Source organism: Streptomyces sp. NPDC059454, from assembly GCF_042749965.1.
GTDB lineage: Bacteria > Actinomycetota > Actinomycetes > Streptomycetales > Streptomycetaceae > Streptomyces.
This window is the reverse complement of the sequence record NZ_JBHYVC010000015.1, coordinates 30,725-56,806: the sequence shown is the minus strand read 5'-3', so window position 1 is coordinate 56,806 and position 26,082 is coordinate 30,725. Positions and strand designations below refer to the sequence as shown.

25 protein-coding genes and 1 pseudogene are annotated in these 26,082 nt (G+C 74.7%); 16 read left to right on the top strand and 10 right to left on the bottom strand.

Annotation, left to right across the window (positions count from 1 at the left end):
* From ACFXAE_RS13540 to ACFXAE_RS13525, 4 genes are read right to left on the bottom strand one after another with little or no spacing between them, the layout of a single operon-like run.
* Nucleotides 1-1,014, bottom strand: a complete 1,014-nt coding sequence (locus ACFXAE_RS13540) for a DUF5914 domain-containing protein (RefSeq protein ID WP_384712765.1) — start codon at nucleotides 1,012-1,014, stop codon at nucleotides 1-3.
* Nucleotides 1,011-2,012, bottom strand: a complete 1,002-nt coding sequence (locus ACFXAE_RS13535) for a phytoene/squalene synthase family protein (RefSeq protein ID WP_384712763.1) — start codon at nucleotides 2,010-2,012, stop codon at nucleotides 1,011-1,013. The genes ACFXAE_RS13540 and ACFXAE_RS13535 overlap by 4 nt, the downstream gene beginning before the upstream one ends.
* Entirely contained in the window at nucleotides 2,009-3,538 is a 1,530-nt protein-coding gene (gene crtI, locus ACFXAE_RS13530) for a phytoene desaturase family protein (protein WP_384712760.1), read from the bottom strand. The genes ACFXAE_RS13535 and crtI overlap by 4 nt, the downstream gene beginning before the upstream one ends.
* Nucleotides 3,535-4,818: a polyprenyl synthetase family protein gene (locus ACFXAE_RS13525; protein ID WP_384712757.1), complete on the bottom strand. Its 1,284-nt coding sequence runs from the start codon at nucleotides 4,816-4,818 to the stop codon at nucleotides 3,535-3,537. The genes crtI and ACFXAE_RS13525 overlap by 4 nt, the downstream gene beginning before the upstream one ends.
* A gap of 244 nt (nucleotides 4,819-5,062) precedes the next feature.
* Between ACFXAE_RS13525 and ACFXAE_RS13520 the strand changes: the two genes are divergently transcribed.
* Genes ACFXAE_RS13520 through ACFXAE_RS13510 form a run of 3 tightly spaced genes read left to right on the top strand, consistent with a single transcriptional unit; the run spans nucleotide 5,063 to nucleotide 8,609 of the window.
* Complete coding sequence (locus ACFXAE_RS13520; RefSeq protein WP_384712754.1) at nucleotides 5,063-6,256, top strand: lycopene cyclase family protein; 1,194 nt, start codon at nucleotides 5,063-5,065, stop codon at nucleotides 6,254-6,256.
* Between the two features lie 56 nt (nucleotides 6,257-6,312).
* Nucleotides 6,313-7,044 carry a class I SAM-dependent methyltransferase gene (locus ACFXAE_RS13515; protein ID WP_384712751.1) on the top strand — a complete coding sequence of 244 codons (732 nt, stop codon included), beginning with the start codon at nucleotides 6,313-6,315 and terminating at the stop codon, nucleotides 7,042-7,044.
* Nucleotides 7,041-8,609, top strand: coding sequence for an FAD-dependent oxidoreductase (locus ACFXAE_RS13510; RefSeq protein WP_384712748.1), 1,569 nt, complete (start codon nucleotides 7,041-7,043; stop codon nucleotides 8,607-8,609). Before ACFXAE_RS13515 ends, ACFXAE_RS13510 begins: the two co-directional genes overlap by 4 nt.
* Before the next feature lie 108 nt (nucleotides 8,610-8,717).
* Here the strand turns inward: ACFXAE_RS13510 and ACFXAE_RS13505 are convergent, their stop codons facing one another.
* From ACFXAE_RS13505 to ACFXAE_RS13485, 5 genes are all read right to left on the bottom strand, one after another.
* The gene (locus ACFXAE_RS13505; protein ID WP_384712745.1) at nucleotides 8,718-9,398 is read right to left on the bottom strand and encodes an adenosylcobinamide amidohydrolase; all 681 of its coding nucleotides are present in this window, start codon (nucleotides 9,396-9,398) and stop codon (nucleotides 8,718-8,720) included.
* A gap of 83 nt (nucleotides 9,399-9,481) precedes the next feature.
* On the bottom strand, nucleotides 9,482-9,898 hold the full coding sequence (locus tag ACFXAE_RS13500) for an ATP-binding protein (RefSeq protein ID WP_384712742.1): 417 nt from the start codon (nucleotides 9,896-9,898) through the stop codon (nucleotides 9,482-9,484).
* Between the two features lie 76 nt (nucleotides 9,899-9,974).
* The gene (locus ACFXAE_RS13495; protein WP_384712739.1) at nucleotides 9,975-10,124 is read right to left on the bottom strand and encodes a hypothetical protein; all 150 of its coding nucleotides are present in this window, start codon (nucleotides 10,122-10,124) and stop codon (nucleotides 9,975-9,977) included.
* A 92-nt stretch (nucleotides 10,125-10,216) separates the two neighbouring features.
* Nucleotides 10,217-11,269, bottom strand: a complete 1,053-nt coding sequence (locus ACFXAE_RS13490; protein ID WP_384712736.1) for a DUF6745 domain-containing protein — start codon at nucleotides 11,267-11,269, stop codon at nucleotides 10,217-10,219.
* A gap of 57 nt (nucleotides 11,270-11,326) precedes the next feature.
* Nucleotides 11,327-11,653: a hypothetical protein gene (locus tag ACFXAE_RS13485; protein ID WP_384712733.1), complete on the bottom strand. Its 327-nt coding sequence runs from the start codon at nucleotides 11,651-11,653 to the stop codon at nucleotides 11,327-11,329.
* 268 nt (nucleotides 11,654-11,921) lie between these two features.
* Here ACFXAE_RS13485 and ACFXAE_RS13480 point away from each other — a divergent pair, with 268 nt between their 5' ends.
* From ACFXAE_RS13480 to pgm, 7 genes and pseudogenes are all read left to right on the top strand, one after another.
* Nucleotides 11,922-12,869, top strand: coding sequence for an STM4015 family protein (locus ACFXAE_RS13480; protein ID WP_384712730.1), 948 nt, complete (start codon nucleotides 11,922-11,924; stop codon nucleotides 12,867-12,869).
* Nucleotides 12,850-14,025 carry an STM4014 family protein gene (locus tag ACFXAE_RS13475; protein ID WP_384712727.1) on the top strand — a complete coding sequence of 392 codons (1,176 nt, stop codon included), beginning with the start codon at nucleotides 12,850-12,852 and terminating at the stop codon, nucleotides 14,023-14,025. The genes ACFXAE_RS13480 and ACFXAE_RS13475 overlap by 20 nt, the downstream gene beginning before the upstream one ends.
* A gap of 52 nt (nucleotides 14,026-14,077) precedes the next feature.
* Nucleotides 14,078-14,899, top strand: coding sequence for an STM4013/SEN3800 family hydrolase (locus tag ACFXAE_RS13470; RefSeq protein ID WP_384712952.1), 822 nt, complete (start codon nucleotides 14,078-14,080; stop codon nucleotides 14,897-14,899).
* On the top strand, nucleotides 14,896-16,269 hold the full coding sequence (locus ACFXAE_RS13465) for an STM4012 family radical SAM protein (protein WP_384712724.1): 1,374 nt from the start codon (nucleotides 14,896-14,898) through the stop codon (nucleotides 16,267-16,269). Before ACFXAE_RS13470 ends, ACFXAE_RS13465 begins: the two co-directional genes overlap by 4 nt.
* A gap of 10 nt (nucleotides 16,270-16,279) precedes the next feature.
* Nucleotides 16,280-17,122, top strand: a pseudogene (locus tag ACFXAE_RS13460) (STM4011 family radical SAM protein); the annotation flags it as partial.
* 58 nt (nucleotides 17,123-17,180) lie between these two features.
* On the top strand, nucleotides 17,181-17,615 hold the full coding sequence (locus ACFXAE_RS13455; RefSeq protein WP_384712721.1) for a hypothetical protein: 435 nt from the start codon (nucleotides 17,181-17,183) through the stop codon (nucleotides 17,613-17,615).
* Nucleotides 17,616-17,731: 116 nt separating this feature from the next.
* Complete coding sequence (pgm, locus tag ACFXAE_RS13450; RefSeq protein ID WP_384712718.1) at nucleotides 17,732-19,372, top strand: phosphoglucomutase (alpha-D-glucose-1,6-bisphosphate-dependent); 1,641 nt, start codon at nucleotides 17,732-17,734, stop codon at nucleotides 19,370-19,372.
* Between the two features lie 53 nt (nucleotides 19,373-19,425).
* Here the strand turns inward: pgm and ACFXAE_RS13445 are convergent, their stop codons facing one another.
* Complete coding sequence (locus ACFXAE_RS13445; RefSeq protein WP_384712715.1) at nucleotides 19,426-19,923, bottom strand: hypothetical protein; 498 nt, start codon at nucleotides 19,921-19,923, stop codon at nucleotides 19,426-19,428.
* A gap of 245 nt (nucleotides 19,924-20,168) precedes the next feature.
* Between ACFXAE_RS13445 and ACFXAE_RS13440 the strand changes: the two genes are divergently transcribed.
* The 6 genes from ACFXAE_RS13440 (at nucleotide 20,169) to ACFXAE_RS13415 (ending at nucleotide 25,992) form a co-directional block, all read left to right on the top strand.
* Complete coding sequence (locus ACFXAE_RS13440; protein ID WP_384712712.1) at nucleotides 20,169-21,266, top strand: PP2C family protein-serine/threonine phosphatase; 1,098 nt, start codon at nucleotides 20,169-20,171, stop codon at nucleotides 21,264-21,266.
* A gap of 34 nt (nucleotides 21,267-21,300) precedes the next feature.
* A complete protein-coding gene (locus tag ACFXAE_RS13435; protein WP_384712709.1) occupies nucleotides 21,301-21,816 on the top strand; it encodes a MarR family winged helix-turn-helix transcriptional regulator in 516 nt (171 codons plus the stop codon).
* Nucleotides 21,817-21,907: 91 nt separating this feature from the next.
* Nucleotides 21,908-22,318 (top strand): hypothetical protein, encoded by a 411-nt coding sequence (locus tag ACFXAE_RS13430; protein WP_384712706.1) that lies wholly within the window; start codon nucleotides 21,908-21,910, stop codon nucleotides 22,316-22,318.
* Between the two features lie 64 nt (nucleotides 22,319-22,382).
* Entirely contained in the window at nucleotides 22,383-23,648 is a 1,266-nt protein-coding gene (locus ACFXAE_RS13425; RefSeq protein ID WP_384712703.1) for a glycosyltransferase family 4 protein, read from the top strand.
* Nucleotides 23,645-24,442: a transferase gene (locus ACFXAE_RS13420; RefSeq protein ID WP_384712700.1), complete on the top strand. Its 798-nt coding sequence runs from the start codon at nucleotides 23,645-23,647 to the stop codon at nucleotides 24,440-24,442. Before ACFXAE_RS13425 ends, ACFXAE_RS13420 begins: the two co-directional genes overlap by 4 nt.
* A 194-nt stretch (nucleotides 24,443-24,636) precedes the next feature.
* The gene (locus ACFXAE_RS13415; RefSeq protein WP_384712697.1) at nucleotides 24,637-25,992 is read left to right on the top strand and encodes an NAD(P)/FAD-dependent oxidoreductase; all 1,356 of its coding nucleotides are present in this window, start codon (nucleotides 24,637-24,639) and stop codon (nucleotides 25,990-25,992) included.
* The last annotated feature ends 90 nt before the right edge of the window (nucleotides 25,993-26,082 follow it).

Below are 26,082 nucleotides of genomic sequence, written 5' to 3'. Positions count from 1 at the left end.
TCAGCCCGGGAAACGCCCCGTGGAACGCAGCGACCAGCGGCGCTCCGCGTAGGCCAGGTCGTCGCGCCACAGCCGTCCGGCGGCGGCCCGTACGAGCGGACGCAGCAGCGGCGCCGCACCGCGCGCCAGGGCGAACCCCGGACGGTCGGACGCCGCCACCACCGCCTCGACGACCGCCGTACGGGGCCGCCCGCTGCCGTCGGGCCCCAGGGGGGTGGCGTGCGTCTCCACCACGGACCCCGCCCCCTCGCCCTCGGTGATGTGCATGACGACCGTGCGCGGCTCGGGCGCGGTGAACACCGCCCGCACCGGCACCACCAGCCGTCCCGCCACCTTGAAGGACACGTCCACGGTGAAGCCGTCCTCGCCCCCGTCCGAGCCGTCCGGTGCGCCGGCCACGGTCAGGTCGACGAACGAGTAGGGGTGGAACCAGGCCCCGTGCCAGGGGTCCAGACGGTTGGCCACGACGTCCTCGGGCTCGCAGAGCCCCACGCCGGTGTACACGGCGGTCAGGGCGCGCGCCGGGGACGGCCGCCGCGGCAGCACCGGCGCGTCCAGCGGCGCCTCGCCGCCCACCGCGTCCAGCCGGACCCACAGCAGGACGCCGTCGTCGTACGCAGGGAACGGCTCCCAGCCCGCGAAGGACCCGCCGTCCAGGGCGAGTCCGTGCCAGTGGCACACCAGCGTGCCGCAGCGCACCGGACTGTCCCGCAGCGGAGCGCCCAGATGCGGGCAGATCCCGGGTCCGGCGACCGGCCGGCCGGCCGCGTCCCGCCACAGCACCACCTCCTGCCCCGCCACGGTCCGGGCCAGCGGACGGTCACCGCCCGCCTCGCGGGAGGCGCCGACGACGTACCAGTTGCCGGACGGACGCGCCTGCGCCCGCTTCAGCGCCCCGGCGATGACGGCGGGCCGGGCCTCGCGCCAGGTGGGGCGCTGCCGCTCCCACGGCACCGGGTGCCGGCGCAGGGACAGCGGCAGACGCCGGCGCCCGCTGCCGGATCCGGTGCTCATGCGACCTCCCCGGGAACCGGCGGGCACGGGACGAGCGGACGGACGTCCGGGCGCCGGCCGCCCGCGCGGGCCCGCAGCCGGGCGGCGGCCACCCGGGCGAGCCCGTCGGCGGCGACCACGGCACGCCGCCGCCGGGGGACCACCGCCCGCCGGTGCAGCACCGACCAGCCGTCCCGCGCCACCGCGTCCAGGATCCCGCCGTACAGCACGAACGCCGCCCGGACGCACGGCCGGGACACCGGTTCCAGCATCGCGAGCCCCGGTGCCGCCTCCCGGTACACGCCCCGCGTCAGCGCCCCGAACTCCCTCAGCGCGGCGGTGACCCGCCGGTCGCGGCGCCCGGTGTCCCGGCTCCACCGCAGCAGCGCCCGGTGGGCGCCGTGCGCGGCGAGCAGGTCCGCGGGCAGGTACACCCGCCCCCGGTCGAGGTCCTCGCCCACGTCCCGCAGGAAGTTGGTCAGCTGGAAGGCGATCCCCAGGGCCGCGGCGTGCGGCGCGGCCGCCTCGCGCGGGGCGACCGTGCCGAGCACCGGCAGCATCTGCAGCCCGATGACCGCCGCCGAGCCGTGCATGTACCGGCGCAGGGCCGCGTAGTCGGCGTAGTCGGTGACCACCAGGTCGGCACGCATGGCGGTCATGAAGTCGGCGAAGTGCCCGTGGTCGACGCCGTACCGGCGCGCCGTGTCGGCGACCGCCCGCACCACGGGTTCGGTGCTGTTCCCGTCCCGCAGGCCCCTGTCCAGTTCCCGCTGGAGCGCGGAGAGTTCGGCGTCACGGCGTGCGGTGTCCGCCCCGGTGCCGAGCGCGTCGACGATGTCGTCGGCCCAGCGGGCGAAGCCGTACAGGGCGTGCACGGCGGGGCGCCGCCCGACGGGCAGCAGCCGGGTGGCGAGGAAGTACGTCCTGCCGTGCCGGGCGTTGAGGCCCCGGCAGTGGCGGTACGCCTCGCGCAGCACCGGATCGGTGACGCCGGCCGCGTCGAGTTCACGGTCGGTCATACGGAGGCCTCCTGCGTGGGGGTGAGGGGGAGACGCGGCCGTCGCGGGCCGCCGGTGATCCGTGCCGCGGCCAGCTTCCCGGACAGCAGCACGGTCGGCACGCCGACACCGGGGGTGGTGCCGCAGCCGGCCAGCACGGCGTTCCCGGTGCCGCGGACCAGGTTGCGGGGCCGGAACGGCCCCGTCTGGGCGAAGGTGTGGGCCGTGGCGAACGGCGTACCGGCCGCGTGCCCCTGCGCGTGCCAGTCGGCGGGCGTCACCACGCACTCCGTCTCGACGGCGGACCCCAGCCCGGCCAGCCCGCGCCGCTCCAGTTCCCGCAGCAGCGCGTCCCGGTAGCCCGGCGCCAGATCCGTCCAGGCGGCGGCGCCCGGCCCGATGTCGGTGTTGGGGCACGGAGCGAGGACGTAGTGCAGATGGCGTCCCGGCGGGGCGAGGGACGGGTCGGTGGCGGTGGGCCGGGTGATGAGCAGCGACGGGTCGCTCATCAGCCGGCCGGTGCGGGTGAGTTCGTCGAAGGTGGTGTGCCAGGCGGCGCCGAAGGACAGGGTGTGGTGCGCCAGTTGTGGCCAGGTCCGGTCGGTGCCGAGGTGCAGCACGACCGCGGAGGGGGAGTGCCGCAGCCGTACGGGACGCCGTGGCCGGCGGCCGAGGAGCGCGTAGGCGACGGGCAGGTCGGGGGTGAGGACGACCGCGTCGCAGGGGATGCGGCCCTGGTCGGTGACGACGGCGGTGATCCGCTCGCCGGAGCGTTCCAGCCGGGTCACCCCGTGGCCGAACCGCAGGTCGGCGCCCGCGTCGGCGGCGGCGTCCGCCATGGCCCGGGGCAGCGCGTGCATCCCGCCGCGCGGGAAGTACACACCGGCGACGGTGTCCATGTAGGCGATGACCGCGTACGCGGCCAGCGCCCGGGCCGGCGGGACGCCCGCGTACAGGGCCTGGAAGGAGAAGACCCGGCGCAGCCGCTCGTCCCGCAGGAAGCGCCCGATGCGCGCGTCGAGCCGTCCGAAGCCGCCCAGCGCGGCCAGCCGTACGAGGTCGGCGCCCAGCAGGCCGAGCGGCGAGTCGAAGTTGGCGTCGATGAAGCGGCGCGTCTGCACCCGGTACAGCCGCTCCAGCCAGTCGCGCAGCCGCAGATAGCCCGCGGCCTCACGGGCACCGGCGAACCGCTCGACCTCCGCGGCCATCGCGTCGGCCCCGGTGTGCACGTCGAGGCTGCTGCCGTCGGCGAAGCGGGCCCGGTACGCCGGGTGCAGCGGGACCAGCTCCACGCGTTCGCGCAGACTGTCGCCGACGGCGGCGAACGGCTCGTCGGCCAGGTCGGGCATGGTCAGCACGGTGGGACCGGTGTCGATCCGGTACCCGTCGAGCACCGTCCGCCCGGCCCGCCCGCCGGGCGACGCGTCCCGCTCGACGACGGTGACCCGCCGGCCCGCGCCCAGCAGATGCAGCGCCGCCGACAGCCCGGCCAGTCCGGCCCCCACGACGACGACATGGTCCGTAGGGCCCGTCACGGTGCGGATCACCGGCCGGCCTCCTGTCCGCCGGCCGCCCGCGCGGGACGCGGCCGGGTGCCACAGGGGTGTGTGTCCCGCGGAGGCCCCTCACCCGCCGCGGAGGCCAGCAGCAGCCGCAGCCGCTCCCCGCCGTGCGGATCGAGGAGGGCACCGTCGACGTGCCGCAGCCCCTGGGCCACCAGCCGGTCGATCATCGCCTCGACCGCGGTCCGCGCCCCGGTGCCGGCCAGGACCTCCCGCACCTCCTCCAGCCCTTCCCCGGTGAGCGCCTCGTGGCCGAGCGAGCGCTCGAGCACGTCCAGGGCCCGGCGGTCGCCGGCGGCCGTGGCACGCGTGTGGGCGAGCGCGACCAGACAGGTCGGTTTTCCCTCGCGGATGTCCCCGCCCGCCGGTTTGCCGGTGTCCCGGGGATCACCGAACACGTCGCCGAGATCGTCGCGGAGCTGGAACGCCGTGCCCACACAGCGCCCGGCCGCGCACAGGGCCGCCGTGGTGCCGTCGTCCGCACCCGCGAGCGCGGCCCCGAGGGCGATCGGCCGTTCGACCGAGTACAGGGCGCTCTTGAGGCGGGCGGTGCGCAGCGCGCGCGGCAGGGACCGCGACCCGGTCGCCTGTCCGTGCAGGTCCAGGTACTGGCCGGCCACCATCTCGGTGCGCATGTCGCTCCAGAGCCGGCGCACCGTCCGCGCGGTGCCGCCCTCCGGCATCACCTCGGCAAGGAGATCGTCCGCCCAGGCGAGCGCCAGGTCGCCGGTGAGGACGGCGGTGCCGTCGCCGAGGCGCTCGGCGCGCCCGGCCGGTGCCGCGTCCGCGTACTGGGCGGCGACATCGACGTGGACGGCGGGCCGCGCCCGGCGCAGTACGGAGCCGTCCATCACGTCGTCGTGGACGAGCGCACAGGTCTGCAGCAGTTCGAGAGCCGCGCCGATCCGCAGGGCCGCCGCGACCGGGACGGCACCCTCCCCGCCACAGGCGCGCAGCGTCCACCACAGGAAACGCGAGCGGGTGCGCTTGCCGCCCGACCGGGTGAAGTGCGCGACGCGTCCGGCCACGTCGTCGCCGAACAGGGGGTCCAGGTCGTGTGCGCGCTCCACCCGGTCGGCCAGCACGTGGTCGAGCACGCGTCCGACCGCGCCGGCCACGTCCCGGTCCACGGCGGACGCGTCCTCGTCCCACGGCGGGCGCGCCGCGTCGTACCGCGCGTCGTCGGGCCGGGCCCGTGGCGACGCCCGGCCTCCGACGAGCCGAGGCCCCGCCGTGTCGTGATCCTCCGTCTGCGTACGGCCCATCCCGGTTCCTCTCGTCCTGAACACCGATCGTCGCGTGCCCGATGTCCTTCCGCTCGCGCACCACGCGCGGATGCGGTACGAGCCGGAACGGTCCGACGGACTGCCGCCGCATGCCTTCCCCCTTGTGCGCCCCGTCTCACCGGTGGCGGTTCGTCACACATTCGAGTGACCTGAATCCGATCGGGCACACAAGCAGGAATGCTGACGAGGCGCGGGTGCCGAGGAGCGGGAGGAGAGTGACGTCGTGCTGGACGCCGAGGTGGCGATCGTCGGGGCGGGCGCCGCCGGACTGTCCCTGGCCCACCGGCTGTCGCGGACCGTGCCGGAGTCCCGGGCACCGTCGGTCGTCCTGGTGGACGCCCCGCCCGGACCGCTGCGGCCCCCGCGCCGCACCTGGTGCTTCTGGGAAGAGGGCGCGGGCCGCTTCGACGCAGCCGTCACGGCGGACTGGCGGCACCTGCGGATGCGTCCCCCTTCCGGCCGGGCGGTCGAGGGGGACATCGCGCCGCTGCGTTACAAGATGATCCGGTCCGACGACTTCGAGCACCTGGTCGGCCACGACCTGGCCGGCAGCCCGGTCGTCCGCCGGCTGGAGGCGACCGTCGAAACCGTGGAGGACGTGCCCGGAGGAGCCCTGGTCCGGCTGCGGGACACCGACGGCCGCGCCCGCTCCCTGCGGGTCCGCTGGGTGTTCGACTCACGTCCCCCGGGCAGCCTGCCGGCCGCCCGCACCACACTGCTGCAGCACTTCCACGGCTGGTTCGTCCGCACCGCCCGCCCGGTCTTCGACCCGCGGACCGCCGACCTGATGGACTTCCGCACCCCCCAGCCCGCCGACGGACTGTCCTTCGGCTACGTCCTGCCCGTGGGCCGCAGTGAGGCGCTGGTGGAGTACACCGAGTTCTCCCGGCGCCCCCTCACCGCCGACGGCTACGGGTCGGCGGTACGGCAGTACACCGAGGAGGTACTCCGACTGGGCGAACTGCGGATCCTGTCCACCGAGACGGGCGTCATCCCGATGACCGACGCCGCGATCCCCCGTCGGGTCGGCGCCTCCGTCTTCCGCATCGGTGCCGCGGGCGGCGCCACCCGCCCCTCGACCGGCTACACCTTCGCCGGCATCCAGCGGCAGACGCGCGCCGTCGCCGACGCCCTGCGCCGGGGCCGCACCCCGGTGCCGCCACCCGCCCACTCCGCCCGCTCCCGGGCCATGGACGCCGTCCTGCTGCGCGCCCTGGACAGCGGCCGGGCCGACGGACCCGCGCTGTTCTCCCGGCTCTTCACCCACGTGCCCATGCGGCGCCTGCTGCGTTTCCTGGACGGCCGCACCCGGCTCCACGAGGACCTCGCCGTCGGCCTGCACGCCCCGATCGGCCCCATGCTCCGCTCGGCGATGGAACTGACCACCCTGCCCCGCCGCCCGTTCGACGGCCCCTGACCCGGGCCGCCCGCCCTCGCCCCGACCCTTCTGCCCCGTCTGTTCCAGGAGACCGCATGACCCTGTTGCGCGACGAGAGTCTCGCCGCCGCGTTCGACCACGCCGCCCGTGGCTACGACGCCCTGGTGGCCGCCAACCCCGGCTACCACTCCCACCTCCGCCGCTCGGCACGCCGCCTGGGACTGCCGCGGCGGGGCGAGGGACTGCGCGTCCTGGACCTCGGCTGCGGCACCGGCGCGTCGACCGCCGCACTCGCCGTCGTGCTGCCGGACGCGCGGATCACCGGCGTGGACGCCTCCGCCGGCATGCTCGAACGGGCCACCGCCAAAGTCTGGCCGGACGGGGTGACGTTCGTACGGGCACCGGCGGAAGGACTGTCGGAGGCCGGGGTGGAAGGGCCGTTCGACGCGGTGTTCGCGGCCTACCTCTTCCGCAACGTCCCCGATCCCGACGCCGTGCTCGCCACCGTGCGCGATCTGCTGGCCCCCGGCGGGAGACTGGGCGTGCACGAGTACACGCTCGGCGGCCGCCGCGTGGACCGCGTGATGTGGAACCTGGTGTGCCGCGGCATCGTCCAGCCGGCGGCCACCGTGCTCGGGGACGCCGGGCTCTACCGCCACCTGCGGCGCAGCGTCGTGGAGTTCGACACCGCCGGCCGTTTCGCCGGCCGGCTGCGCGCGGCCGGCTTCGAAGCGGTGCGCGCCCTGCCCCTGCCGGGTTGGCAGACGGGCATCACCCACACCTTCGTCGGCCGACGGCCCCGCACGGAGAGCGAGGACGAGGGATGACGCCCTCCCGCCACCCGGACGCCACCCGTCACGGCCGGGACCGCCGCGCCCGTGTGCTCGCGGCCCCGCCCGGGGCGCGCCGGATCGAGGGCGCCCGCCCGACGACCGCCGTCGTCGGCGGCGGCATCGCCGGCCTGGCCGCGGCGACCGCGCTGGCCGAGCGCGGCGTGGCCGTGACGCTCTACGAGCGCGAACCCTTCCTGGGCGGACGGGTCGGCGGGTGGCCGACCGGCCTGGCGGACGGCACCCCGGCGACCATGAGCCGGGGCTTCCACGCCTTCTTCCGCCAGTACTACAACCTGCGGGGCCTGCTGCGCCGCACCGACCCCGGCCTGGAGCGGCTCACCGGCCTGCCGGACTACCCACTGCGTCACAGCGACGGACTGCGGGACGGCTTCCGCCACGTCCCGCGCACCCCGCCGTGGAGTGCGCTCGGCTTCGTGGCCCTCAGCCCGTCCTTCCGCGTGCGCGACCTGCGCCGCATGAAACCGCTCGCGGCCCTCCCGCTGCTCGACGTGCGCGTGCCCGGGGTGTACGAACGCCTGGACGGCATCAGCGCCCACGACTTCCTCGACGCCGTGCGCTTCCCGCACAGCGCCCGCCACCTGGCCTTCGAGGTGTTCTCCCGCAGTTTCTTCGCCGACCCCCGGCAGTTGTCGGCCGCCGAGATGGTCCTGATGTTCCACATCTACTTCCTCGGCTCCGCCGAAGGGCTGCTGTTCGACGTGCCCGACGCGCCCTTTCCCGCCGCCCTGTGGGAACCACTGGCCGGCTACCTGCGCCGGCACGGCGCCCGGATCCGCACCGCCACGGCCGTCGAACACATCGCCCCCACCGAAGGCGGCGGCTACGAGGTCGCCACCACCGGGGAGGAGAGCCGTCACGAGACCGTCGTCCTCGCCCTCGACGCCGCGGGACTGCGCTCGCTGGTCGCCCGCTCCGACCGGCTGGGCGACGGCCCGTGGCGGGAACGGGTCGCACGCCTGCGCAACGCCCCGCCGTTCCTGGTCACCCGACTGTGGCTGGACCGGCCCGTCGCACCCGACCGGCCCGCCTTCCTGGGCACGAGCGGATACGCCGGCCTCGACAACATCAGCGTGCTGGACCGCTACGAGGACGAAGCGGCCCGCTGGGCCGCCCGTACCGGGGGTTCCGTGGTCGAACTCCACGCGTACGCCCTGCCCCCGGACGCGTCCCGGGACGTCGAGCAGAAGCGGCTGATCGGACAACTGCACCGCGTCTACCCGGAGACACGGGCGGCCACGATCGTCGACGCCCGGCACGAGTGGCGGGCCGACTGCCCCCTGTTCCCCGTGGGCGGCTACGCCGACCGGCCGACGGTGCGCACCCCGGAGCCCGGCGTGATGATGGCCGGCGACCTGGTGCGCACCGATCTGCCCGTCGCGCTGATGGAACGCGCGGCGACGACCGGGTTCCTGGCCGCGAACGCCCTGCTGGAACGCTGGGGGGTACGCGGCCAGACGCTGTGGACCGTGCCCGGCCGGGGACGGAGCGCCGTCCTGCGGGGACTGACCGAGTGGGCCGAACGGCGGTTTCCGGCCTGACCGGGCGGTGCGCTCACTCCTGCGGTGGTGTCGAGGACGGCGGGATCGGGCCGGCCGTCGCGTACCCCGGCGGACCATTCCATGCCGCGCGTGGGGCGGCGGCCGGTGTCAGGGGGCGGTCACGGCGTCGCGCACGGCACGGTGGACGGCGCGCGCCAGCCGTGCCCCCCACAGGGAACGGGGCCCGGCGAAGGCGTGCTCCTCCTCGCCCGGGCCGGGCGTGCGGGCGGCGACGCACACCGCGTCGGTGGGCGTGCCCGAACAGTCGAGGCCCGCCTCGAGGAGGGCCTGCACCTTCGCCTCGGTCGCCGTGGTCACCGCGTTGACCAGGGCGGCGTCGCTCAGCGGCACCGGCAGGGCGACGACGATGTTGATCGTGCCCGGGTCCTGGGGCCCGCTCGTGCCCTCCCCGGGCCGTGCGGCCCAGCCGCGCACGTCGACGCCCGCCGTGACGTAGGCCTGCGCACCGGCGTCCTGAGCGCGCGCGAACGCCGAGACGTCCGCCGCCGTCATCAGCCCCACCCCCGGCCCCCGCGCACCCGCGGCGGCGGCGAGGCCGGCGAGGTGCCGGTCGGGGTCGGTGCGCCGGTAGCCGTGGGAGACCTGGGCGTTGAGGACCCAGGTCCGCTCACCGATGCCGCCGCCCAGCACCGCGCTGCTGATCATCCGCCGGCCGGGCCCCGCGGTCCACAGCAGCGCGTGCAGCCGTTCGCCGTTCTCGACACGGGTCAGGCACCGCGGGGACGGCAGGGCGGGGGTGGTGCGGGGCTGGGGGAGAACGGCGGTCACGGGGCAGGGCTCCTTGCGGGGGCGGACCGACCGATCCTAGGGCCTGCCGCCTGCCGCCTGCCGCCTGCCCCGCACGGGGCGGGTCAGTGCCGTGTGCCCTCCGGCAGCCGGAAGCAGGCCGTGACGGTCTTGCCGTGGGGGCAGGGGCGGGCCTCCCAGGTGTCGGCCAGCGCGTCGACCAGCAGCATGCCGCGTCCGCCGAGGCGTTCGGTGCTCGGTTCCCGGGGCGCGGGCAGGGTCGCGGACCTGTCGTGCACCGAGATGTGCAGGCACTGGCCGTCCCACGACATGACCAGCTGCGCGGTGCTGCGGGCGTGGACGTGCGCGTTGGTGACCAGTTCCGAGACGGTCAGCAGCACGGCGTCCGCCGTCTCGGGAGCGGTCTTGTCCCAGCCCAGCGCGACGAGGTGCTCGCGCGCCCAGTCGCGGGCCGCCTTCACCCCCTCGTCCATCGGCAGTGAGCGCGCCCAGCCCACCGTCCGGACCGAAGACTCGTTCATGGAGGTCCTTCCCGGTCATCGCCACGCGGCCCGGACGGATACGTGCCGGACCGCGCGGAAGCGGAAGAGGAACGGCTCAGCGGTGGCCACCGCGGAGCCGGCCCAGCAGACGCTGTGCCTGGGCCCGGCGCCGGGGGTCGGCCGCCGCCCGCCGCACCTGCTCGGTGGTACGCCGCCCCTGTGGGCTCCTGGCGAACCGCTTGATGCGCTCGACCATGCTCGGCATGGGTGCTCCCTTCCGTGGGTCGCGTTCGTCCTTGCTGTCTTCCGGCTACCCCCTGCGGACGGAGTCAGCCCTGCGGGCGGCCGGGCGAGGGCTCACGTCTCCTTCAGCGGCTCGTACACCTCCGCTCCCAGACCGAACGTCCACGCCACCCCCTCCCGGGCCGTCCGGGTCGTCGGCGGCACACGGAGCCAGTACGTGCGGTGGGTGCCGTCCGGTTCGGGCGTGGAGTTGAGGACCTCGACCATGACGACCGGCTCGTCGCCGTCCAGGTCGATGCGCCAGAGCCTGCCCGTGCCGTCCCGGTGCAGGGGCCGCGCCCCCGAGTCGGCGAGGTAGCGGTCGTAGCCGTAGTGCTCGAGCATCACCCGCCGCAGTTCGGCGTTGTCCTCACCCCGGATCCGCTCCGGGGTGAGGGTGCGCAGCTCCTCCAGGAAGGCGCGCGTCACCGGCATGCCGCGCCAGGCGCACAGGGCGAAGCCGTCGGGGAACTCCAGGGCGGGCCCCTCGCCGTGGTCGAGCCGGCCGGCCTCGTCCCGGTGCAGGGCGACGGGACGCTCGCACACCACCGCCACCTTCTCGAACGGCCACCACCAGCCGGCGCTGCGGCACACCTGGGCCGGCCCGGCGAGCGCCGTCCCCTCGGTGCGCAGGGCGGACAGCCACGGCGCGTCGTGCTGCCCGAGGAGCGCGTCCAGCAGGATCAGCCGTATCTCCGTGCGGGCGGCCGGGTCGTCGGCGGCGAGTTCCTCGAGCACCCCGGCGCGGATCCGGTCGACCAGCGCCTGCGTGGTGTGCCACAGCGCGCCGCCGGTCACCGACCAGTGCCGGGACCAGCCCACCGCACCCAACTTCTCGTACCGGCGGTCGCGTTCGGCCGCCCATGGCGCGGTGCGCACCGCCTCGCGCACGCTCGCCCCGAAGTCCGCGCCCTGCCGGACCAGCGTCACGCCCTCACGCGGCGACCCGGCCCAGATCACGCGCTCCGGCTCGCTCAGCCCGGCGCTCCGGTAGGCCAGCCGGATGCCCTCCTCCGCGGCGGCACGGTCGGCGGGCACGGCGGCCGAGGCCCACGCACGCCAGCGCGCCGTCTCCCCGGTGCTCATCGCCACCGCGGCCGCCTTGCCGCTCTCCTGTGTGATCGTCATCGTCAACGTCCCCTGTTCCCTGCTGTGGTGTGGTGCCCCGTACCGTCGCCGTCACCGTCAGTCGGCCACCAGCCGCACCGAGCCGGGGACGTACTCCCGCTGCCGGATCACCCGGAACCAGCCCTCCGGCAGCGCGATCGCGGCGTGCTCCTCGTGGACGACCCGGCCGCCCTCGGGCAGGTGCAGCAGGAACGGCCCGAAGGGGCCCGGCTCACGGACGAGTTCGCCCCGGCCGAGCACCGCGTGCGCGTGTCCGGTGACCTCGCCCAGGGCCAGCACCAGCCGGCCCCTGGCGTCGCGCGGCTCCTTGGGCGCGTCCGGGACGTGGGGCGGCACCGCCTCGTCCGCGACGGGCACGATCAGCACGTCTCCCTGCCGGTACATGGCTCTCCCCTCCGCTCCGGCGCACGGCGCTCCGGAGTCCATGCGCAGACAGTACGAGCCGGCACTGACATTGATGCTGATACTCGGGTTCCGGTGGTCGTGGCCCGGGCACTGACTGACGGACCGTCACCGGACCCGCCGACGGGCGTTGTCAGTCCCTGTTGGTAGAACTGCTGCACGCATCGCCGGACGGCCCGCACCCCGTGCCCGTGACGGCCTCGCCCACGCACCGCCTTCCTTCACGCGTCGCACGACAGGAGCAGCCCGTATGACCATCGGTGGCCACCTCGAGGAGCTGTACGGCCTTCCCGCCCTCACCTTTCCCGGGCCCGGCGAGACACCGCGTGAGCTGCCCGAACCCGACGCGGTGGCCTGGCGGATCACCGCCGACACCTACGACGCCGACGAGCGGTGGACCGAGGCGTTCGCCCGCTTCTGCTCCGCGGTCGACACCACCCGGGTCCGCGCCCTGGTCGTCGGCGCCTGGGAGGACGCGTACGAAAGGAGTTCCGGTGACGTCGTCGAGGCGCTGGTGGCCGCACGCGACCGGCTGCCCGGCCTGCGGTCGCTGTTCCTCGGGGACATGGTGTACGAGGAGGCGGAGATCTCCTGGATCACTCAGAGCGACGTGACGCCGCTGCTGTCGGCCTTCCCGGCGCTGGAGGAGATCGGTGTGCGCGGCGGCCAGGGGCTGGAGTTCCCCGCCCTGCGCCACGACAGCCTGCGCAAGCTGGTCGTGGAGACCGGCGGCCTCCCGGTGGGCGTGGTCCGCGGTGTCGCGGCCGGCGAACTGCCCGCGCTGGAACACCTCGACCTGTGGCTCGGCACCTCCTGGTACGGCGCGGACAGCGAGGCCGCCGACCTGGCGCCGATCCTGTCCGGCGCCCGGCTGCCCCGGCTGCGGCACCTGGCCCTGCGCAACAGCGACATCCAGGACGAGATCGCCGCCGCCGTGGCGGCCGCGCCCGTCGTCGCGGGTCTGGACTCCCTGGACCTGAGCATGGGCACGCTCAGCGACGACGGGGGAGCCGCGCTGCTCTCGGGGCAGCCGCTGACCCATCTGCGGGCGCTCGATCTCGGGCACCACTTCATGAGCGAGGAGATGACCCGCCGCGTGCGCGAAGCGCTGGGACCGCACATCCAGGACCTCGGTCTCACGCCCGCCCGCCGCAGCGAGTACCGGCCGGAGGAGCGTTATGTCGCGGTCGGGGAATGAACCGGGGCGGGCCGGCGCACCGGTGCGCCTCGCCGTCGTGGGCAACCCCGAGAACCGCAGGACGGCCCTCTTCGCCGACGCCGCCCGCGCGGCCGGACTGCCCGCACCGCGGGTCGTGCCCTGGGAGCGGGTCCTGCGCGAGGGCGGGGCCGAATTCGCCGCCGACGAGACCGTCCGGCTCGACTCACCCGGTGAGAACCCCGACGTCGACCGGCTGCTGCGGGGTGTGCCGGACCCCACCCGCGTGGAGGGTTCGGCACGCTGGTACGCGCGGTTCACCGAGGCCGTCCGTGGACTGAGGGGCGGCATCCGGCTCGACGACGCCGGTGAACTGGCCGTCCTGTTCGACAAACGGCGCTGTCACGCCGTCCTCGACGCGGCGGACGTCCCCGTGCCCTGGTCACCCACCTCCGGCCCGGACGCCGTACGGGTGGCCGGCTGGGACGACGTACGCACCGTGATGCGCGAGCACCGCATGCCGAGACTCTTCGTCAAGCTCGCGCACGGTTCCTCGGCCTCCGGCGTGCTCGCCGTCGAGACGTCGGGCGGCGGCCGTATCCGGGCCACCACCTCCGTCGAACGCACCGGGGACGGCCGGCTGTTCAACTCCCTGACGGTGCGCCGCTACGAGCGGGAGGCGGACATCGCCGCCGTCGTGGACGCCCTCGCCCCCGACGGCCTCCACCTGGAGCGCTGGCTGCCCAAGGCCTCCCAGCGGGGCCGCGCCGCCGATCTGCGGGTCGTGGTGGTGGCCGGCCGTGCCACCCACGCCGTCGTGCGCACCAGCGCCTCCCCCCTGACCAACCTCCACCTCGGCGGCGTCCGCGGCGACCTCGACGCGGTGCGCGACGCCGTCGGGGCGGCCGGCGGCCGGTGGGCGGACGTCCTCGCCGTGTGCGAGCGCGCGGCGGCCTGTTTCCCGCGCACCCTGTGCGTCGGCGTCGACCTGCTCCCGGCCGTCGGCTGGCGCCGGTTCGCCGTCGGCGAGGTCAACGCCTTCGGTGACCTGCTGCCCCGTCTCACCGGACTGCCGGGCAGCGGAGCGGAGGGCCTCGACACCTACGCGGCCCAGGTCGCGGCGGTCCTGCGCCGCCCCACCGGACCGTCCCACCCGCACCACCAGTACAGAACGGGAACCACCCATGTCAGCGCCTGAACCGACGCCCGCGCCCGGCCCCCACGGGGCCGCCGCACCGGACCACCCGGACATGAACGAGATCGTCGGCAGCCACGACATCCTCCTCGTCACCCTCGACACCCTCCGCTTCGACGTCGCCGCCGAACTCGCCGCCGAGGGACGCATCCCGAACCTGACCCGCCATCTGCCCGGCGGCCGCTGGGAGCGGCGGCACGCCCCCGGCAGCTTCACCTACGCCTCCCACCAGGCGATCTTCGCCGGATTCCTCCCGACGCCCGCCGAACCCGGCCCGCACCCGCGGCTGTTCGCCGCCCGCTTCGCCGGCAGCGAGACCACGGCCGGGCGCACCTTCGTGTACGACACCCCCGACCTGGTGTCCGGCCTCGCGCAGGAGGGCTATCGCACGGTGTGCGTCGGCGGGACCGGCTTCTTCAACAAGCGGGGCCCGCTCGGCTCGGTGCTGCCCGGCCTGTTCCAGGAGTCCCACTGGGAACCGGAGTTCGGCGTCGCCTCGCCCACGTCGTTCGAGGCCCAGGTGGTCCGCGCGGAACACGTCGTACGCGAACTCCCGCACGATCAGCGCCTGTTCCTCTTCGTCAACGTCGCCGCCCTGCATCAGCCCAACTGGTTCCACCGGCCCGGCGCCACCCGCGAGGACGGCGACACCCGCGCCACCCACGCCGCCGCCCTGGAGTACGTGGACCGGCACATCGGCCGGCTGTTCGCCGCCGCGAGCAGCCGGCGCCGCTGCTTCGCCGTCGTCTGCTCCGACCACGGCACCGCCTACGGCGACGACGGCTACACCGGCCACCGCATCGGTCACGCGTCCGTGTGGACCGTGCCCTACGCCCACTTCTTCCTGGACCGCACCCCCGCCGAGGCCGCCCGATGACCACCGCCACCCCCGCCCGGACCGGCACCGACGTCCCGGCGGGCCCGTACCAGAGCTACGTCTACGCCTACCCGCACAAGACCGCCTACCGCAGGCTCGCCGACCGCCCCCGCCTCGACACCCTCTGGGCCGGCGAACCCAAGGACGCCCTCTCCCTCTACCTGCACATCCCGTTCTGCGAGGTCCGCTGCGGCTTCTGCAACCTGTTCACCCGCATCGGCGCCCCCGACGGCCTGACCGGCGCCTATCTGGACGCCCTGGACCGCCAGGCGACGGCGGTGCGCGAGGCGCTGGGGGAGCGGGCACCGGTGCGGTTCGCGACCGCGGCCTTCGGCGGCGGCACCCCCACCTTCCTCACCGCCGCCGAACTGCAGCGGCTGTGCGACATCGCGGAGCACCGCATGGGCGCCGACCTGCGCGCGGTCCCGCTGTCCGTGGAGGCCTCGCCCGCCACGGCCACCGCCGACCGCCTCGAGGTCCTGGCCGCGCGCGGCGCCACCCGCCTCAGCCTGGGCGTGCAGAGCTTCGACGACACCGAGGCCCGCGCCGCCGTACGCCCGCAGCGCCGCACCGACGTCGAGGCGGCCCTCGGCCGCGTCCGCGACGCCCGGATCCCCGTCCTCAACATCGACCTGATCTACGGCATCGACGGACAGACGGAACGCACCTGGCTGCGCTCCCTGGACGCCGCCCTCGCCTGGCACCCCGAGGAGCTCTACCTCTACCCCCTCTACATACGCCCCCTGACCGGCCTCGGCCGCCGTGCCGGCGAGGCGGACCCGGCCTGGGACGAACAGCGGCTGCGCCTGTACCGCCTGGGCCGCGACCACCTCCTCGCCCACGGCTACACGCAGCGGTCCATGCGCATGTTCCGCCGCGCGGACGCCCCGCCGCAGGGCGCGGACGACCACGCCTGCCAGACCGACGGCATGATCGGACTCGGTTGCGGCGCCCGCTCCTACACCGCCGGCCTGCACTACTCCTTCGACTACGCCGTCGGCATGCACGAGATCCGCGGCATCGTCGACGACTACGTCTCCCGCCCGGCCGCCGACTTCGCCCACGCCGAGTACGGCCGCCGCATCGACACCGGCGAGGCCCGCCGCCGGCACCTGCTGCAGTCCCTGCTCCAGGCGGAAGGCCTCGACCTCGCCGACTACCGCGCCCGGTTCGACGGCCGCACCCCGGCGGACGACTTCCCGGCCGAGCTGTCCCGCTTCGCCGGCCGCGGCTGGCTGGAGGAGGACACCGGTCCCGGCGCCACGCGCCTGCGCCTGACGCCCGAGGGCCTGGCCCACTCGGACGCCGTCGGCCCGGAGCTGTTCTCCCCGGCCGTGCGGGCCGCCATGGCCGCCTACGAGCGGAAGTGAGACCCGCCCGATGGACCTGACCCTCCTCTACCGGGGCCCGCTGGCCTCCTGCGACTACGACTGTCCGTACTGCCCCTTCGCCAAGCGCCGCGACAGCCGCGAGCAGCTCCGCGCGGACCGCGCCTGCCTGGAGCGCTTCGCCGACTGGGCCGAAGCGCAGACCGCCGACCGGCTCTCCCTGCTCTTCACCCCCTGGGGCGAGGGCCTGGTCCGCTCCTGGTACCGGAACACCCTGACCCGCCTGTCCCACCGGCCGCACATCCGCCGCGTCGCCGTCCAGACCAACCTCAGCTGCCGCACCGACTGGCTCGCCGACGCCGACCCGGACACCCTCGCCCTGTGGTGCACGTACCACCCGGGCCAGACCCCCTACGACCGCTTCCTGGCCAAGTGCCGCGAACTGGACCGTCTGGGCGTCCGGTTCAGCGTCGGCATCGTCGGACTGCCCGGGCACCTCGACGCGGCCCGGCGGCTGCGGGCCGACCTGCCCGAGCGGGTGTACCTGTGGGTCAACGCCGCCGAGGGGCACACCTACGACGACGCCGAGGCCGGCGTGTGGACCGCGCTGGACCCCCTCTTCCCCTACAGCCGCCGCCCCCACGCCAGCGCCGGCCTGCCCTGCCGCACGGGGGAGTCCGTGATCTCGGTCGACGGCGAGGGCACGGTCCGCCGCTGCCACTTCGTCCGCGCCGAACTCGGCAACCTCTACGACGGCAGCTACCGGCAGGCTCTGCGCCCCCGTCCCTGCCCCCTGGCCACCTGCGACTGTCACATCGGCTACGTCCACCTCGAAACGCTGCCGCTGTACGACGTGTTCGCGGGCGGTGTGCTGGAACGGATACCGGCCCCGGCCGGACAGCGGCCCGCGCGGAGCCGTGTTTGCCGCGGGAGTCAGCGGCAAGTCGGTGTCCATGAGCGAACAGAACAAGAACACGAACTCGAATCAGAAGGCCACGTCCCCCCGGTCCGCCGCGACCAAGGCGCGGGAGACCACGGAGAAGGCGACCGCCCCCGCCGAGCGGGCGGCCGGCAAGGCCGCCGGCAAGGCGGGTGACGCGGCGTCAGGTGCCGCGTCGGGCGCCGGGCGCGCGGCGCAGGTGGCGAGCGGCGCCGCGCAGACCGCGGCCAAGGGGGTCGAGGCGGGCCGCCGCGCGGTCGTCTCCACCTCGGGCCAGGTCGCCGCCGGTGCCAAGACCGCCTGGACGGTCATCGCCCAGCGCAGGCTCGTCGCCGCCGGTGCCGCGGCCGGCCTGACCGCGCTGACCGCCGCCTCCTACGCGGTGGGCCGCCGTGCCGAACGCCACACCCACGGCCCCCTCACCCGGATGACCGGCGGCCGGATCTGACACCGAGGGCGGCGGGGCGGGGCGGCGCGGAGCCGGGCCCCACTCGCGCGGTGCGGCCCCGAAGGGGAAAGATGTCTCCGCAAGCGAAGAATCAACCCCTGCGGAGGAGTGGGCACATGCAGCACGAGCGAGCGGGCGGCCCGGCCGGCCCCGAGGATCTCGTCGACGTCGCTCGGCTGGTCACGGCGTACTACGCACTGCACCCCGACCCCGACGATCCGGGGCAGCGCGTCGCCTTCGGGACGTCGGGGCACCGCGGCTCGTCCCTGACGGCCGCGTTCAACGAGGACCACATCGCCGCGACCAGCCAGGCCATCTGCGAGTACCGCGCCGGCCAGGGCACCGACGGGCCCCTCTTCCTCGGCGCCGACACCCACGCGCTGTCCGAACCCGCGCGGGTCACCGCCCTGGAGGTGTTCGCGGCCAACGGGGTCACGGTGCTCATCGACAGCGCCGACGGCTACACCCCGACCCCGGCGGTCTCGCACGCGATCCTCACCCACAACCGGGGCCGCGCCGCGGGCCTCGCGGACGGCGTCGTCGTCACCCCGTCCCACAATCCGCCCGCCGACGGCGGGTTCAAGTACAACCCGCCGAGCGGCGGCCCCGCGGGTTCGGACGCCACCGGCTGGATCCAGGACCGGGCCAACGACATCATCCGGGGCGGCCTCAAGGACGTCCGCCGCATTCCGTACGCCCGCGCCCTGACCGCCCCCGGCACCGGCCGTCACGACTTCCTCGGCACCTACGTCGCGGACCTGCCGAACGTGCTGGACCTGGACGCGATCCGCGCGGCCGGCGTGCGGATCGGCGCCGACCCGCTGGGCGGGGCGTCCGTCGCCTACTGGGGCCGGATCGCCGAACAGCACCGCCTCGACCTCACCGTGGTCAACCCGCTCACCGACCCCACCTGGCGGTTCATGACGCTGGACTGGGACGGGAAGATCCGGATGGACTGCTCCTCGCCGCACGCCATGGCGTCGCTCATCGCGCAGCGGGACCGCTTCGACATCGCCACCGGCAACGACGCGGACGCCGACCGGCACGGCATCGTCACCCCGGACGCCGGGCTGATGAACCCCAACCACTACCTCGCCACGGCGATCGGCTACCTCTACGCGCACCGTGGGCAGTGGCCGTCCGCCGCCGGTGTCGGCAAGACCCTGGTGTCCTCCGCGATGATCGACCGGGTCGCCGCCGACCTGAAGCGCGAACTCGTCGAAGTACCCGTCGGTTTCAAGTGGTTCGTGGACGGACTGGCCGGCGGCACCCTCGGCTTCGGCGGCGAGGAGTCGGCCGGCGCCTCCTTCCTGCGCCGGGACGGCTCGGTGTGGACCACCGACAAGGACGGCATCATCCTGGCGCTGCTCGCCTCCGAGATCACGGCCGTCACCGGGAAGACGCCCTCCGCGCACTACGCCGCGCTCACCTCCCGCTTCGGCGAGCCCGCCTACGAACGGATCGACGCCCCGGCGACCCGTGAGGAGAAGGCCCGCCTCGCGAAGCTGTCCCCCGCCCAGGTCACCGCGGAGACCCTGGCCGGGGAGGCGGTCACCGACGTGCTCACCGAGGCACCGGGCAACGGCGCGTCCATCGGCGGCATCAAGGTGACCACGGACAGCGCCTGGTTCGCCGCCCGCCCCTCCGGCACCGAGGACGTCTACAAGATCTACGCCGAGTCGTTCCAGGGCGCCGACCACCTCCGCCGGGTGCAGGAGGAGGCCAAGGCGGTGGTCCTCGCGGCACTGGGCGACTGAGCCGCACCTCGTGGGGGCACGCCCCGGTCACCCGCCGCGGTGGCCGGGGCGCGTCAGCCGGCCCGGAGGCCGGGGGCGGACGGGGGCGGAGAGGTGAGTTCCGGCGGCAGGGACGTCGCCGTGGGCAGCTCCGCCGGCGCCTCCTCCGACTGCTGCAGAACGGTGTCGCCGGGCCCCTCGTGCGGTGTGCCCGCGCCGGTGGACAGCTGCGACCAGGCGCCCAGCGCCAGGGCGATCGCGGCGGCCGTGCCCACCACGCGGCCGACGCGGCGGAGCCTGGCACGCCGGTCCAGCTCCCGCCAGGACGGGCCCTCCCACGGATCGTCCGGGTGCCACAGATCACCGACCGCCTCGACGCCGGCGTCCTCCCGCGGCACACCGCCGCCGGTGCGCGGCCGGGTTCGCTGCAGCGCGGAGAGCTCCTTGGGGGCGGTGGCCCGGATGGCGCGCTCGTCGTCGGTGAGGAACCGCTGCCAGACGTCCTCGGGCAGCGACGGCGTACCGTCCCGCTCCTTGGGCGTTCCGCCGTCGTCCGGCCTCTGCGCGGTCACGTCCGTTCATTCCCTTCGAGGATTCCGCCAGGATCATTGCACAGCGCAAAATCGGATGAACAGCGGCCCGCGGAACCGAACATGCGGCTGGGGCGCGGTGCGGCCCGGGTGCGGACTCGATCGGATAAAGGTCCGCCCGGGGGAGCGGGAAGCGGCCGACCTTTGCATAGTCTAAAGGTGGGGGAGGGGCGTCCGCGGAGGAATCGGGCGGCTCTCGAATGCCCTCGACACCGCTGGAGCAGGACATGACCGACGAGAAACCGCCATCGAGGCCATGGACGCTGTCCGCGCTGTCCTGGATGCCGATCGTGGTGATGGCGGTGATCGCGGTCGTCGACGTCGTGGCCGGTCCGGGAGTCGGACTGCTTCCGCTGGTGTCGCTGGGGCCCGCCTTCGCCGGCCTGGTCGGCGACTGGCGCCGCACGGCGGTGATCGGCGTACTGGCGCTGCTGCTCTGCGTCGGGCTGGGCCTGTACAACGAGCTGTTCCCGGCACGCCGCGGCTACACCGCCATGGCGTCGGTCGCCGGGGTCACCGGCGTCGGCATCGTCGCCGCGGTGACGCGTTCGCGCCGGGAGGCGGAACTGGCCAGTGTGCGGTCGATCGCCGAGGTCGCCCAGCGGGTGCTGCTGCGGCCGGTGCCGCTGACCGCAGGACCCGTGCAGGTGGCCGTGTCCTACACGTCCGCCGTCGCCGAGGCGCGGATCGGCGGTGACCTCTACGAGGTGGTGGCCTCGCCGCACGGCGTCCGGGTCATCCTGGGCGATGTGCAGGGCAAGGGCCTGGCCGCCGTGGAGACGGCCGCCGTGGTCCTCGGTGCCTTCCGGGAGGCAGCCTACGACGAGCCGGACCTCGTCAAGCTGGGCGAGCGGGTGGAGCGCAGCGTGGCCCGGGAGCTGGAGGACGAGCGGTTCGTCACCGCGATCCTCGCGGAGATCGGCGCAGGCCAGGAGGTCGTCCTCCTCAACTACGGCCATCCGGCCCCGCTGCTGCTGCGCCGCGACGGCGGCACCGACTTCCCTGAGCCGCCGTCGTTCGCGCTGCCGCTGGGGCTGTCCGGGCACGGCGCCGGGGGACCGGAGCCCCACCGGGTGGCGTTCGCCCCGGGCGAGCAACTGCTGCTCTACACCGACGGCGTCACCGAGGCCCGTGACCGGGACGGGCGCTTCTACCCGCTGGGCGAGCGCACGCACCTGCTGAAGGAACCCGACGCGCACCGTGCCCTGGAGGCCCTGCGCGAGGACCTGGTCCAGCACGCGGGAGGACCGCCGGGCGACGACGCCGCGATGCTCCTCCTGCGCTACCACCGCCACCAGGACACGGAGTCCGCCCCCGCCGGGTGAGCGGGCGGCGATCACCGCGAGGTACAAAGGACCCATGCATCGGGACGAGCCCTCCGGCGGGGCCAGGGACGACGTCGAGGCGGTCACCCGTGCGGTGCTGGCCGCCTCGCGGCTGCTGGTGGCGGTGTCCGCGCGGTCCCTCGCCGCGGTCGAGGACCGGGTGACGCTGCCGCAGTTCCGGATGCTGATGGTGCTCTCCACCCGCGGTGCCACCAAGCTGGTCACGCTCGCCGACCTGCTCCACGTCGCCCCGTCCACCGCGATGCGCATGGTCGACCGGCTGATCGCGGCCGGCCTCGCCGACCGGCAGACCAACCCCGCCAACCGCCGGGAGACCCTGCTGCGGCTCACCGGCGAGGGCCGGCGCACGGTCGAGGACGTCACCGCACGGCGCCGCGCCGAGATCGCCGCGATCGTCGAGCGGCTGGCCCCACCACAGCGGGCGGCGCTGGTCGGCGCCCTCACCGCGTTCAACGAGGCCGGCGGCGAACCCCCCGCCGCCGAACCGCAGCCGTACCCGCTCGGGTGGACGGTGGACGGCGGACCGTGACCGGCGCCGACCAAATCTGCATGCTAGGTTCGCATTTGAAAGGCGACCACGGACGGCCGACGCGTCCACGCACCCGGGACGGTGACATCTCATGACGTCAGAAAGCGGCGGCACCCCCGGCGAGGACGTCCCGCTCCCGCGGGTCCTGTGCGACACGGCCGCCCTGGCCGCCCTCGACGACGCGTCCGCCGGCGCCCTGTGGCGGCTCGCCGAGCCGGGCCGCCAACTCGACGCCAACGTCGTACACATCCCGCCCGGACACGGGGTCGACACCCACCGCGAGCCCGACCTCGACGTCCTCCTGCTGGTCCTCGCCGGCCACGGCACGCTCACCGCCCCCGACGGCCCCCACCCCCTTCCCGCCGGCGCCCTGACCTGGCTCCCGCACGGCTCCACCCGAAGCCTCACCGCCGGCCCCGAGGGCCTGACCTACCTCACCGTCCACCGCCGCCGGCCCGGCATGCGCATCCAGCGCGGGAATCCGGCAGTTCAACAACAGTGATCATCGCGGCCACAAACTGATAACAACGGACAACTCCTGAGCGCCTTATGCGGTCTGGACCGCTATGAAGATCTCTTTCCTGATCCACAACGCCTACGGGATCGGAGGCACGATCACCACCACGTTCAACCTGGCGGCCGCGCTGGCCGAACGGCACGACGTGGAGATCGTCTCGGTGTTACGGCACCGGGAGCATCCCAACCTCACTCCGCACCCCGGAGTGCGGCTGCGGGCGCTGGTGGATCTGCGGCGGGAGAAGGACCACCCGCTGCACGGCAGACCCGCCAAGGTGTTCCCCGCCGCCGAGTACCGCCACCACCAGTACAGCGAGCTGACGGACGAGCGGATCGCCGAGTGCCTGGCGGACACCGACGCCGACGTCGTCATCGGCACCCGGCCGGGGCTCAACGTGCACCTCGCCCTCCAGGCCCCCGAGCACGTCGCACGCGTCGGCCAGGAACACCTCACCCTGGACAACCATCCGCCCGCGCTGCGCGCCGCGCTGCGCCGCGCCTACCGCCGGCTCGACGTGCTCACCGCCGTCACGGAGGCCGACGCCGACTCCTACCGGCGCAAGATGCGGCTGCCCGGAGTGCGGGTGGAGGCCCTCCCGAACAGCGTCCCCGACCCCGCGCTCCCCACCGCCGACGGCACCGCCAAGGTCGTGGTGGCGGCCGGCAGGCTGGTCCCCGTCAAGCGGTTCGACCTGATCATCGAGGCGTTCGCCCGGGTGGTCGCCGAACATCCCGACTGGCAGCTGCGCATCTACGGCAAGGGCGAGGAACAGGACCGGCTGCGCGCCCTGATCGAGACGCTCGGCCTGTGGAACAACGTCTTCCTCATGGGCGCGGCGACCCCCATGGAAGCCGAGTGGGTCAAGGGCTCGATCGGCGCGGCGGCGTCGAACTTCGAGCCGTTCGGCATGACCCTCGTCGAGGCGATGCGCTGCGGACTGCCCGTGGTGAGCACCGACTGCCCCTACGGGCCCGGCGAGATCATCAAGGACGGCGAGGACGGCCGGCTGGTGCCGGTCGGGGACGGCGCGGCCTTCGGCGCCGCCCTCCTCGACCTGGTACGCGACGACGAGCGCCGGCGCCGCATGGGCGAGGCGGCCGTGGCCAACGCGCGCCGGTTCGCCCCCGGCCCGGTCGTCGCCCACGCCGAACGCCTGCTCCAGGAGGCGATCGGGGCCAGGAGCGGCGGACCGCGCGGCATCCCGGAGCACGGCGGGGCGCACCACACCCTCGTCAGCCGGGGCCACGCCGCCCGCGACCTCGCCCGCGCCGCCGCGTCGAACGCGCTGCGCACCGTACGGAAGGGACGCCGATGAACACGGCCCCGCGCGCCCACTGCTCCCTCGACACCGACGGCCGGATCACCTTCCGGCTCCGTCCGCCGACGGCCATGCCGCCCCGGCTGCTGCTGGTGCTGCGCCCCAAGAAGGGCCGGCCCGAGGAGCACACCCACACCCTCGACCTCGAACCCCACGGTGAGGAGGGCGAGTTCCGCGCCGTACTGGAACCGCTGCCCCGGCTGGAGGAGGGCCGCTGGGACACGTATCTGCTGCCCGGTCCGGACGCCGGACGGGAGCGGCTGCGCCCCGGCCTGCGGGACCTGCGGGCGCTCGTCGACGGCGGCCCGCCCGGCCGGCCGTCACCGGTGGCCGTCCGGGTGCCGTACGCCACCAAGGACGGCTTCCTCGCGATACGGACCTGGCTGCGCACCGCCCACGCGGAGGCGGGCCCCGTCGACATCGCCGACGGGACGATCACGGTCCGCGCCCGTCTGCACGGCGCGCGACTCGAGGAAGGGGCGGAGGCGGTGCTGCGGTTGCGGGGCACCACGGACACCCTGCACGGCGTTCCGGTACGGCCCGCTCGGGACGGCGGCCTCGCCTTCACCGTCGCCTGCGCGGACCTCGTGGCCTCCGGCAGCCGGGTCTGGGACGTGTTCCTCCGCCCCGCCGCCGACGCGCCGCTGACCAGGGTCGGCCGTCTCCTCGACGACGTGGCGGACCGCAAGGGGGTGTTCGTGTATCCGCGGGTCACCGTGGGCGGGTCCGCGGTGCGCCCCTACTACACCGTCGACAACGACCTCGCCGTCGAGGTGACCGCCCTCGGCTGAACGGCCGTACATCCTCCTCATCCGAGTTCCGTGGACACTCCCGCCTTCGGGCGGGGAGGAAGCCAAGCCGACGCTGTGGCACGCGCCCGGCCCGGGTCCCTGTGACCGGCCGCACACGACCGGATGTCCCGCGCATGTCACGTCCCGGTGTCCTGTCCGGTCGTCATGGTGACGGACGAGGAACAGAGGACACCATGCGAGAGATCCTGATCGTCGGCGGTGGTTACGCGGGCTTCTACACCGCGTGGGGCCTGGAGAAGACGTTGCGCGAGGGCGAGGCGCGGGTCACGGTCGTCGACCCGCGTCCGTACATGACGTACCAGCCGTTCCTGCCGGAGGTCACGGCCGGCTCCGTCGAGGCGCGGCACGCGGCCGTGTCGCTGCGCCGGCACCTGCGCCGCACCCGCCTCGTCGCGGGCGCCGTGACCGGCATCCGCAACGCCGACCGCACGGTCACCGTGCGGTCGGCACGCGGGGACGAGTACGAACTGCGGTACGACGTCCTGGTGGTCACCGCGGGTGCGGTCACCCGTACGTTCCCCGTGCCGGGCCTGGGCCGGCAGGCCATCGGTCTCAAGCACGTGGAGGAGGCGGTCGCCGTCCGCGACCGGCTGCTGACCGCGTTCGACCAGGCGGCCTCCCTGCCCGCCGGCGACCCCGGGCGGCGCAAGCTGCTCACGGTCACGTTCGTGGGCGGCGGCTTCTCCGGGGTGGAGGGCTTCGGCGAACTGCTGTTCCTGGCCACCGCGATGCTCAAGCACTATCCCGAACTGAGCCTCGGCGAGCTCGCGTTCCATCTGGTCGAGGCACGCGACCGGATTCTGCCCGAGGTGACGGACCGGCCCGGAGCCTGGGTCGTCCGCGAGCTGGAGAGGCGCGGGGCCCGGCTGCATCTGAACACCCGGCTCGTCTCGGCCGTCGACGGACACGTCGTGCTCTCCAGCGGGGAGGAGTACGACTCCGAACTGATCGTCTGGACCGCCGGCAACGCGTCCAACCCCGTGGTGCACAACCATACCGACCTGCCGGTCGACGAGCGCGGCCTGCTGGTGGTGCGGTCCGATCTGCGGGTCGGCACGGACGAGGCGCCGGTGCCGGACGTCTGGGCGGCCGGTGACGACGCCGCCGTGCCCGACCTGGCGTCACCCGTGCCGGGCGCCCGAACGGTGCCGAACGCCCAGCACGCGGTGCGGCAGGGCAAGCGGCTGGCGAAGAACCTCGTGGCCGACCTGCGCGGGCGCCGGGTGCGTCCGTACCGGCACGGCAGTCTCGGCGTGGTGGCCACACTGGGTCTCGGCCGGGGCGTCTTCGAGTTCCGGGGCATCGTCGTCAAGGGCTTCCCGGCCTGGCTGATGCACCGCGGCTACCACGTGCCGGCGGTGCCCACCTGGGAACGGAAGATCCGCGTCCTCACGGTGTGGCTCACCGCCGCCCTCTTCGGCCGGGACCTCGTCTCGCTGGCGTCGGTGCAGCATCCGCGCGATGCCTTCCTCGCCGGGGCCGCTTCGCGCGGCAAGCAGGAGAACCCGGTGGTCGACCGCGCCGCGTGACCGCCACCGGTCCGCTCGACCGGCTCCCACCGCCCCGGACGATCGTTATGATGCCCGTATCGTTCAAACGAACATTCAGGTGCGGGGAGG

Excerpts from the sequence above, each read along its gene's own strand:
- ACFXAE_RS13540 (WP_384712765.1), bottom strand. The coding sequence starts at position 1,014 with ATGAGCACCGGATCCGGCAGCGGGCGCCGGCGTCTGCCGCTGTCCCTG.
- ACFXAE_RS13535 (WP_384712763.1), bottom strand. The coding sequence starts at position 2,012 with ATGACCGACCGTGAACTCGACGCGGCCGGCGTCACCGATCCGGTGCTG.
- ACFXAE_RS13525 (WP_384712757.1), bottom strand. The coding sequence starts at position 4,818 with ATGGGCCGTACGCAGACGGAGGATCACGACACGGCGGGGCCTCGGCTC.
- ACFXAE_RS13515 (WP_384712751.1), top strand. The coding sequence starts at position 6,313 with ATGACCCTGTTGCGCGACGAGAGTCTCGCCGCCGCGTTCGACCACGCC.
- ACFXAE_RS13510 (WP_384712748.1), top strand. The coding sequence starts at position 7,041 with ATGACGCCCTCCCGCCACCCGGACGCCACCCGTCACGGCCGGGACCGC.
- ACFXAE_RS13500 (WP_384712742.1), bottom strand. The coding sequence starts at position 9,898 with ATGAACGAGTCTTCGGTCCGGACGGTGGGCTGGGCGCGCTCACTGCCG.
- ACFXAE_RS13495 (WP_384712739.1), bottom strand. The coding sequence starts at position 10,124 with ATGCCGAGCATGGTCGAGCGCATCAAGCGGTTCGCCAGGAGCCCACAG.
- ACFXAE_RS13490 (WP_384712736.1), bottom strand. The coding sequence starts at position 11,269 with ATGACGATCACACAGGAGAGCGGCAAGGCGGCCGCGGTGGCGATGAGC.
- ACFXAE_RS13485 (WP_384712733.1), bottom strand. The coding sequence starts at position 11,653 with ATGTACCGGCAGGGAGACGTGCTGATCGTGCCCGTCGCGGACGAGGCG.
- ACFXAE_RS13480 (WP_384712730.1), top strand. The coding sequence starts at position 11,922 with ATGACCATCGGTGGCCACCTCGAGGAGCTGTACGGCCTTCCCGCCCTC.
- ACFXAE_RS13475 (WP_384712727.1), top strand. The coding sequence starts at position 12,850 with ATGTCGCGGTCGGGGAATGAACCGGGGCGGGCCGGCGCACCGGTGCGC.
- ACFXAE_RS13470 (WP_384712952.1), top strand. The coding sequence starts at position 14,078 with ATGAACGAGATCGTCGGCAGCCACGACATCCTCCTCGTCACCCTCGAC.
- ACFXAE_RS13465 (WP_384712724.1), top strand. The coding sequence starts at position 14,896 with ATGACCACCGCCACCCCCGCCCGGACCGGCACCGACGTCCCGGCGGGC.
- ACFXAE_RS13455 (WP_384712721.1), top strand. The coding sequence starts at position 17,181 with ATGAGCGAACAGAACAAGAACACGAACTCGAATCAGAAGGCCACGTCC.
- pgm (WP_384712718.1), top strand. The coding sequence starts at position 17,732 with ATGCAGCACGAGCGAGCGGGCGGCCCGGCCGGCCCCGAGGATCTCGTC.
- ACFXAE_RS13440 (WP_384712712.1), top strand. The coding sequence starts at position 20,169 with ATGACCGACGAGAAACCGCCATCGAGGCCATGGACGCTGTCCGCGCTG.
- ACFXAE_RS13435 (WP_384712709.1), top strand. The coding sequence starts at position 21,301 with ATGCATCGGGACGAGCCCTCCGGCGGGGCCAGGGACGACGTCGAGGCG.
- ACFXAE_RS13430 (WP_384712706.1), top strand. The coding sequence starts at position 21,908 with ATGACGTCAGAAAGCGGCGGCACCCCCGGCGAGGACGTCCCGCTCCCG.
- ACFXAE_RS13425 (WP_384712703.1), top strand. The coding sequence starts at position 22,383 with ATGAAGATCTCTTTCCTGATCCACAACGCCTACGGGATCGGAGGCACG.
- ACFXAE_RS13420 (WP_384712700.1), top strand. The coding sequence starts at position 23,645 with ATGAACACGGCCCCGCGCGCCCACTGCTCCCTCGACACCGACGGCCGG.
- ACFXAE_RS13415 (WP_384712697.1), top strand. The coding sequence starts at position 24,637 with ATGCGAGAGATCCTGATCGTCGGCGGTGGTTACGCGGGCTTCTACACC.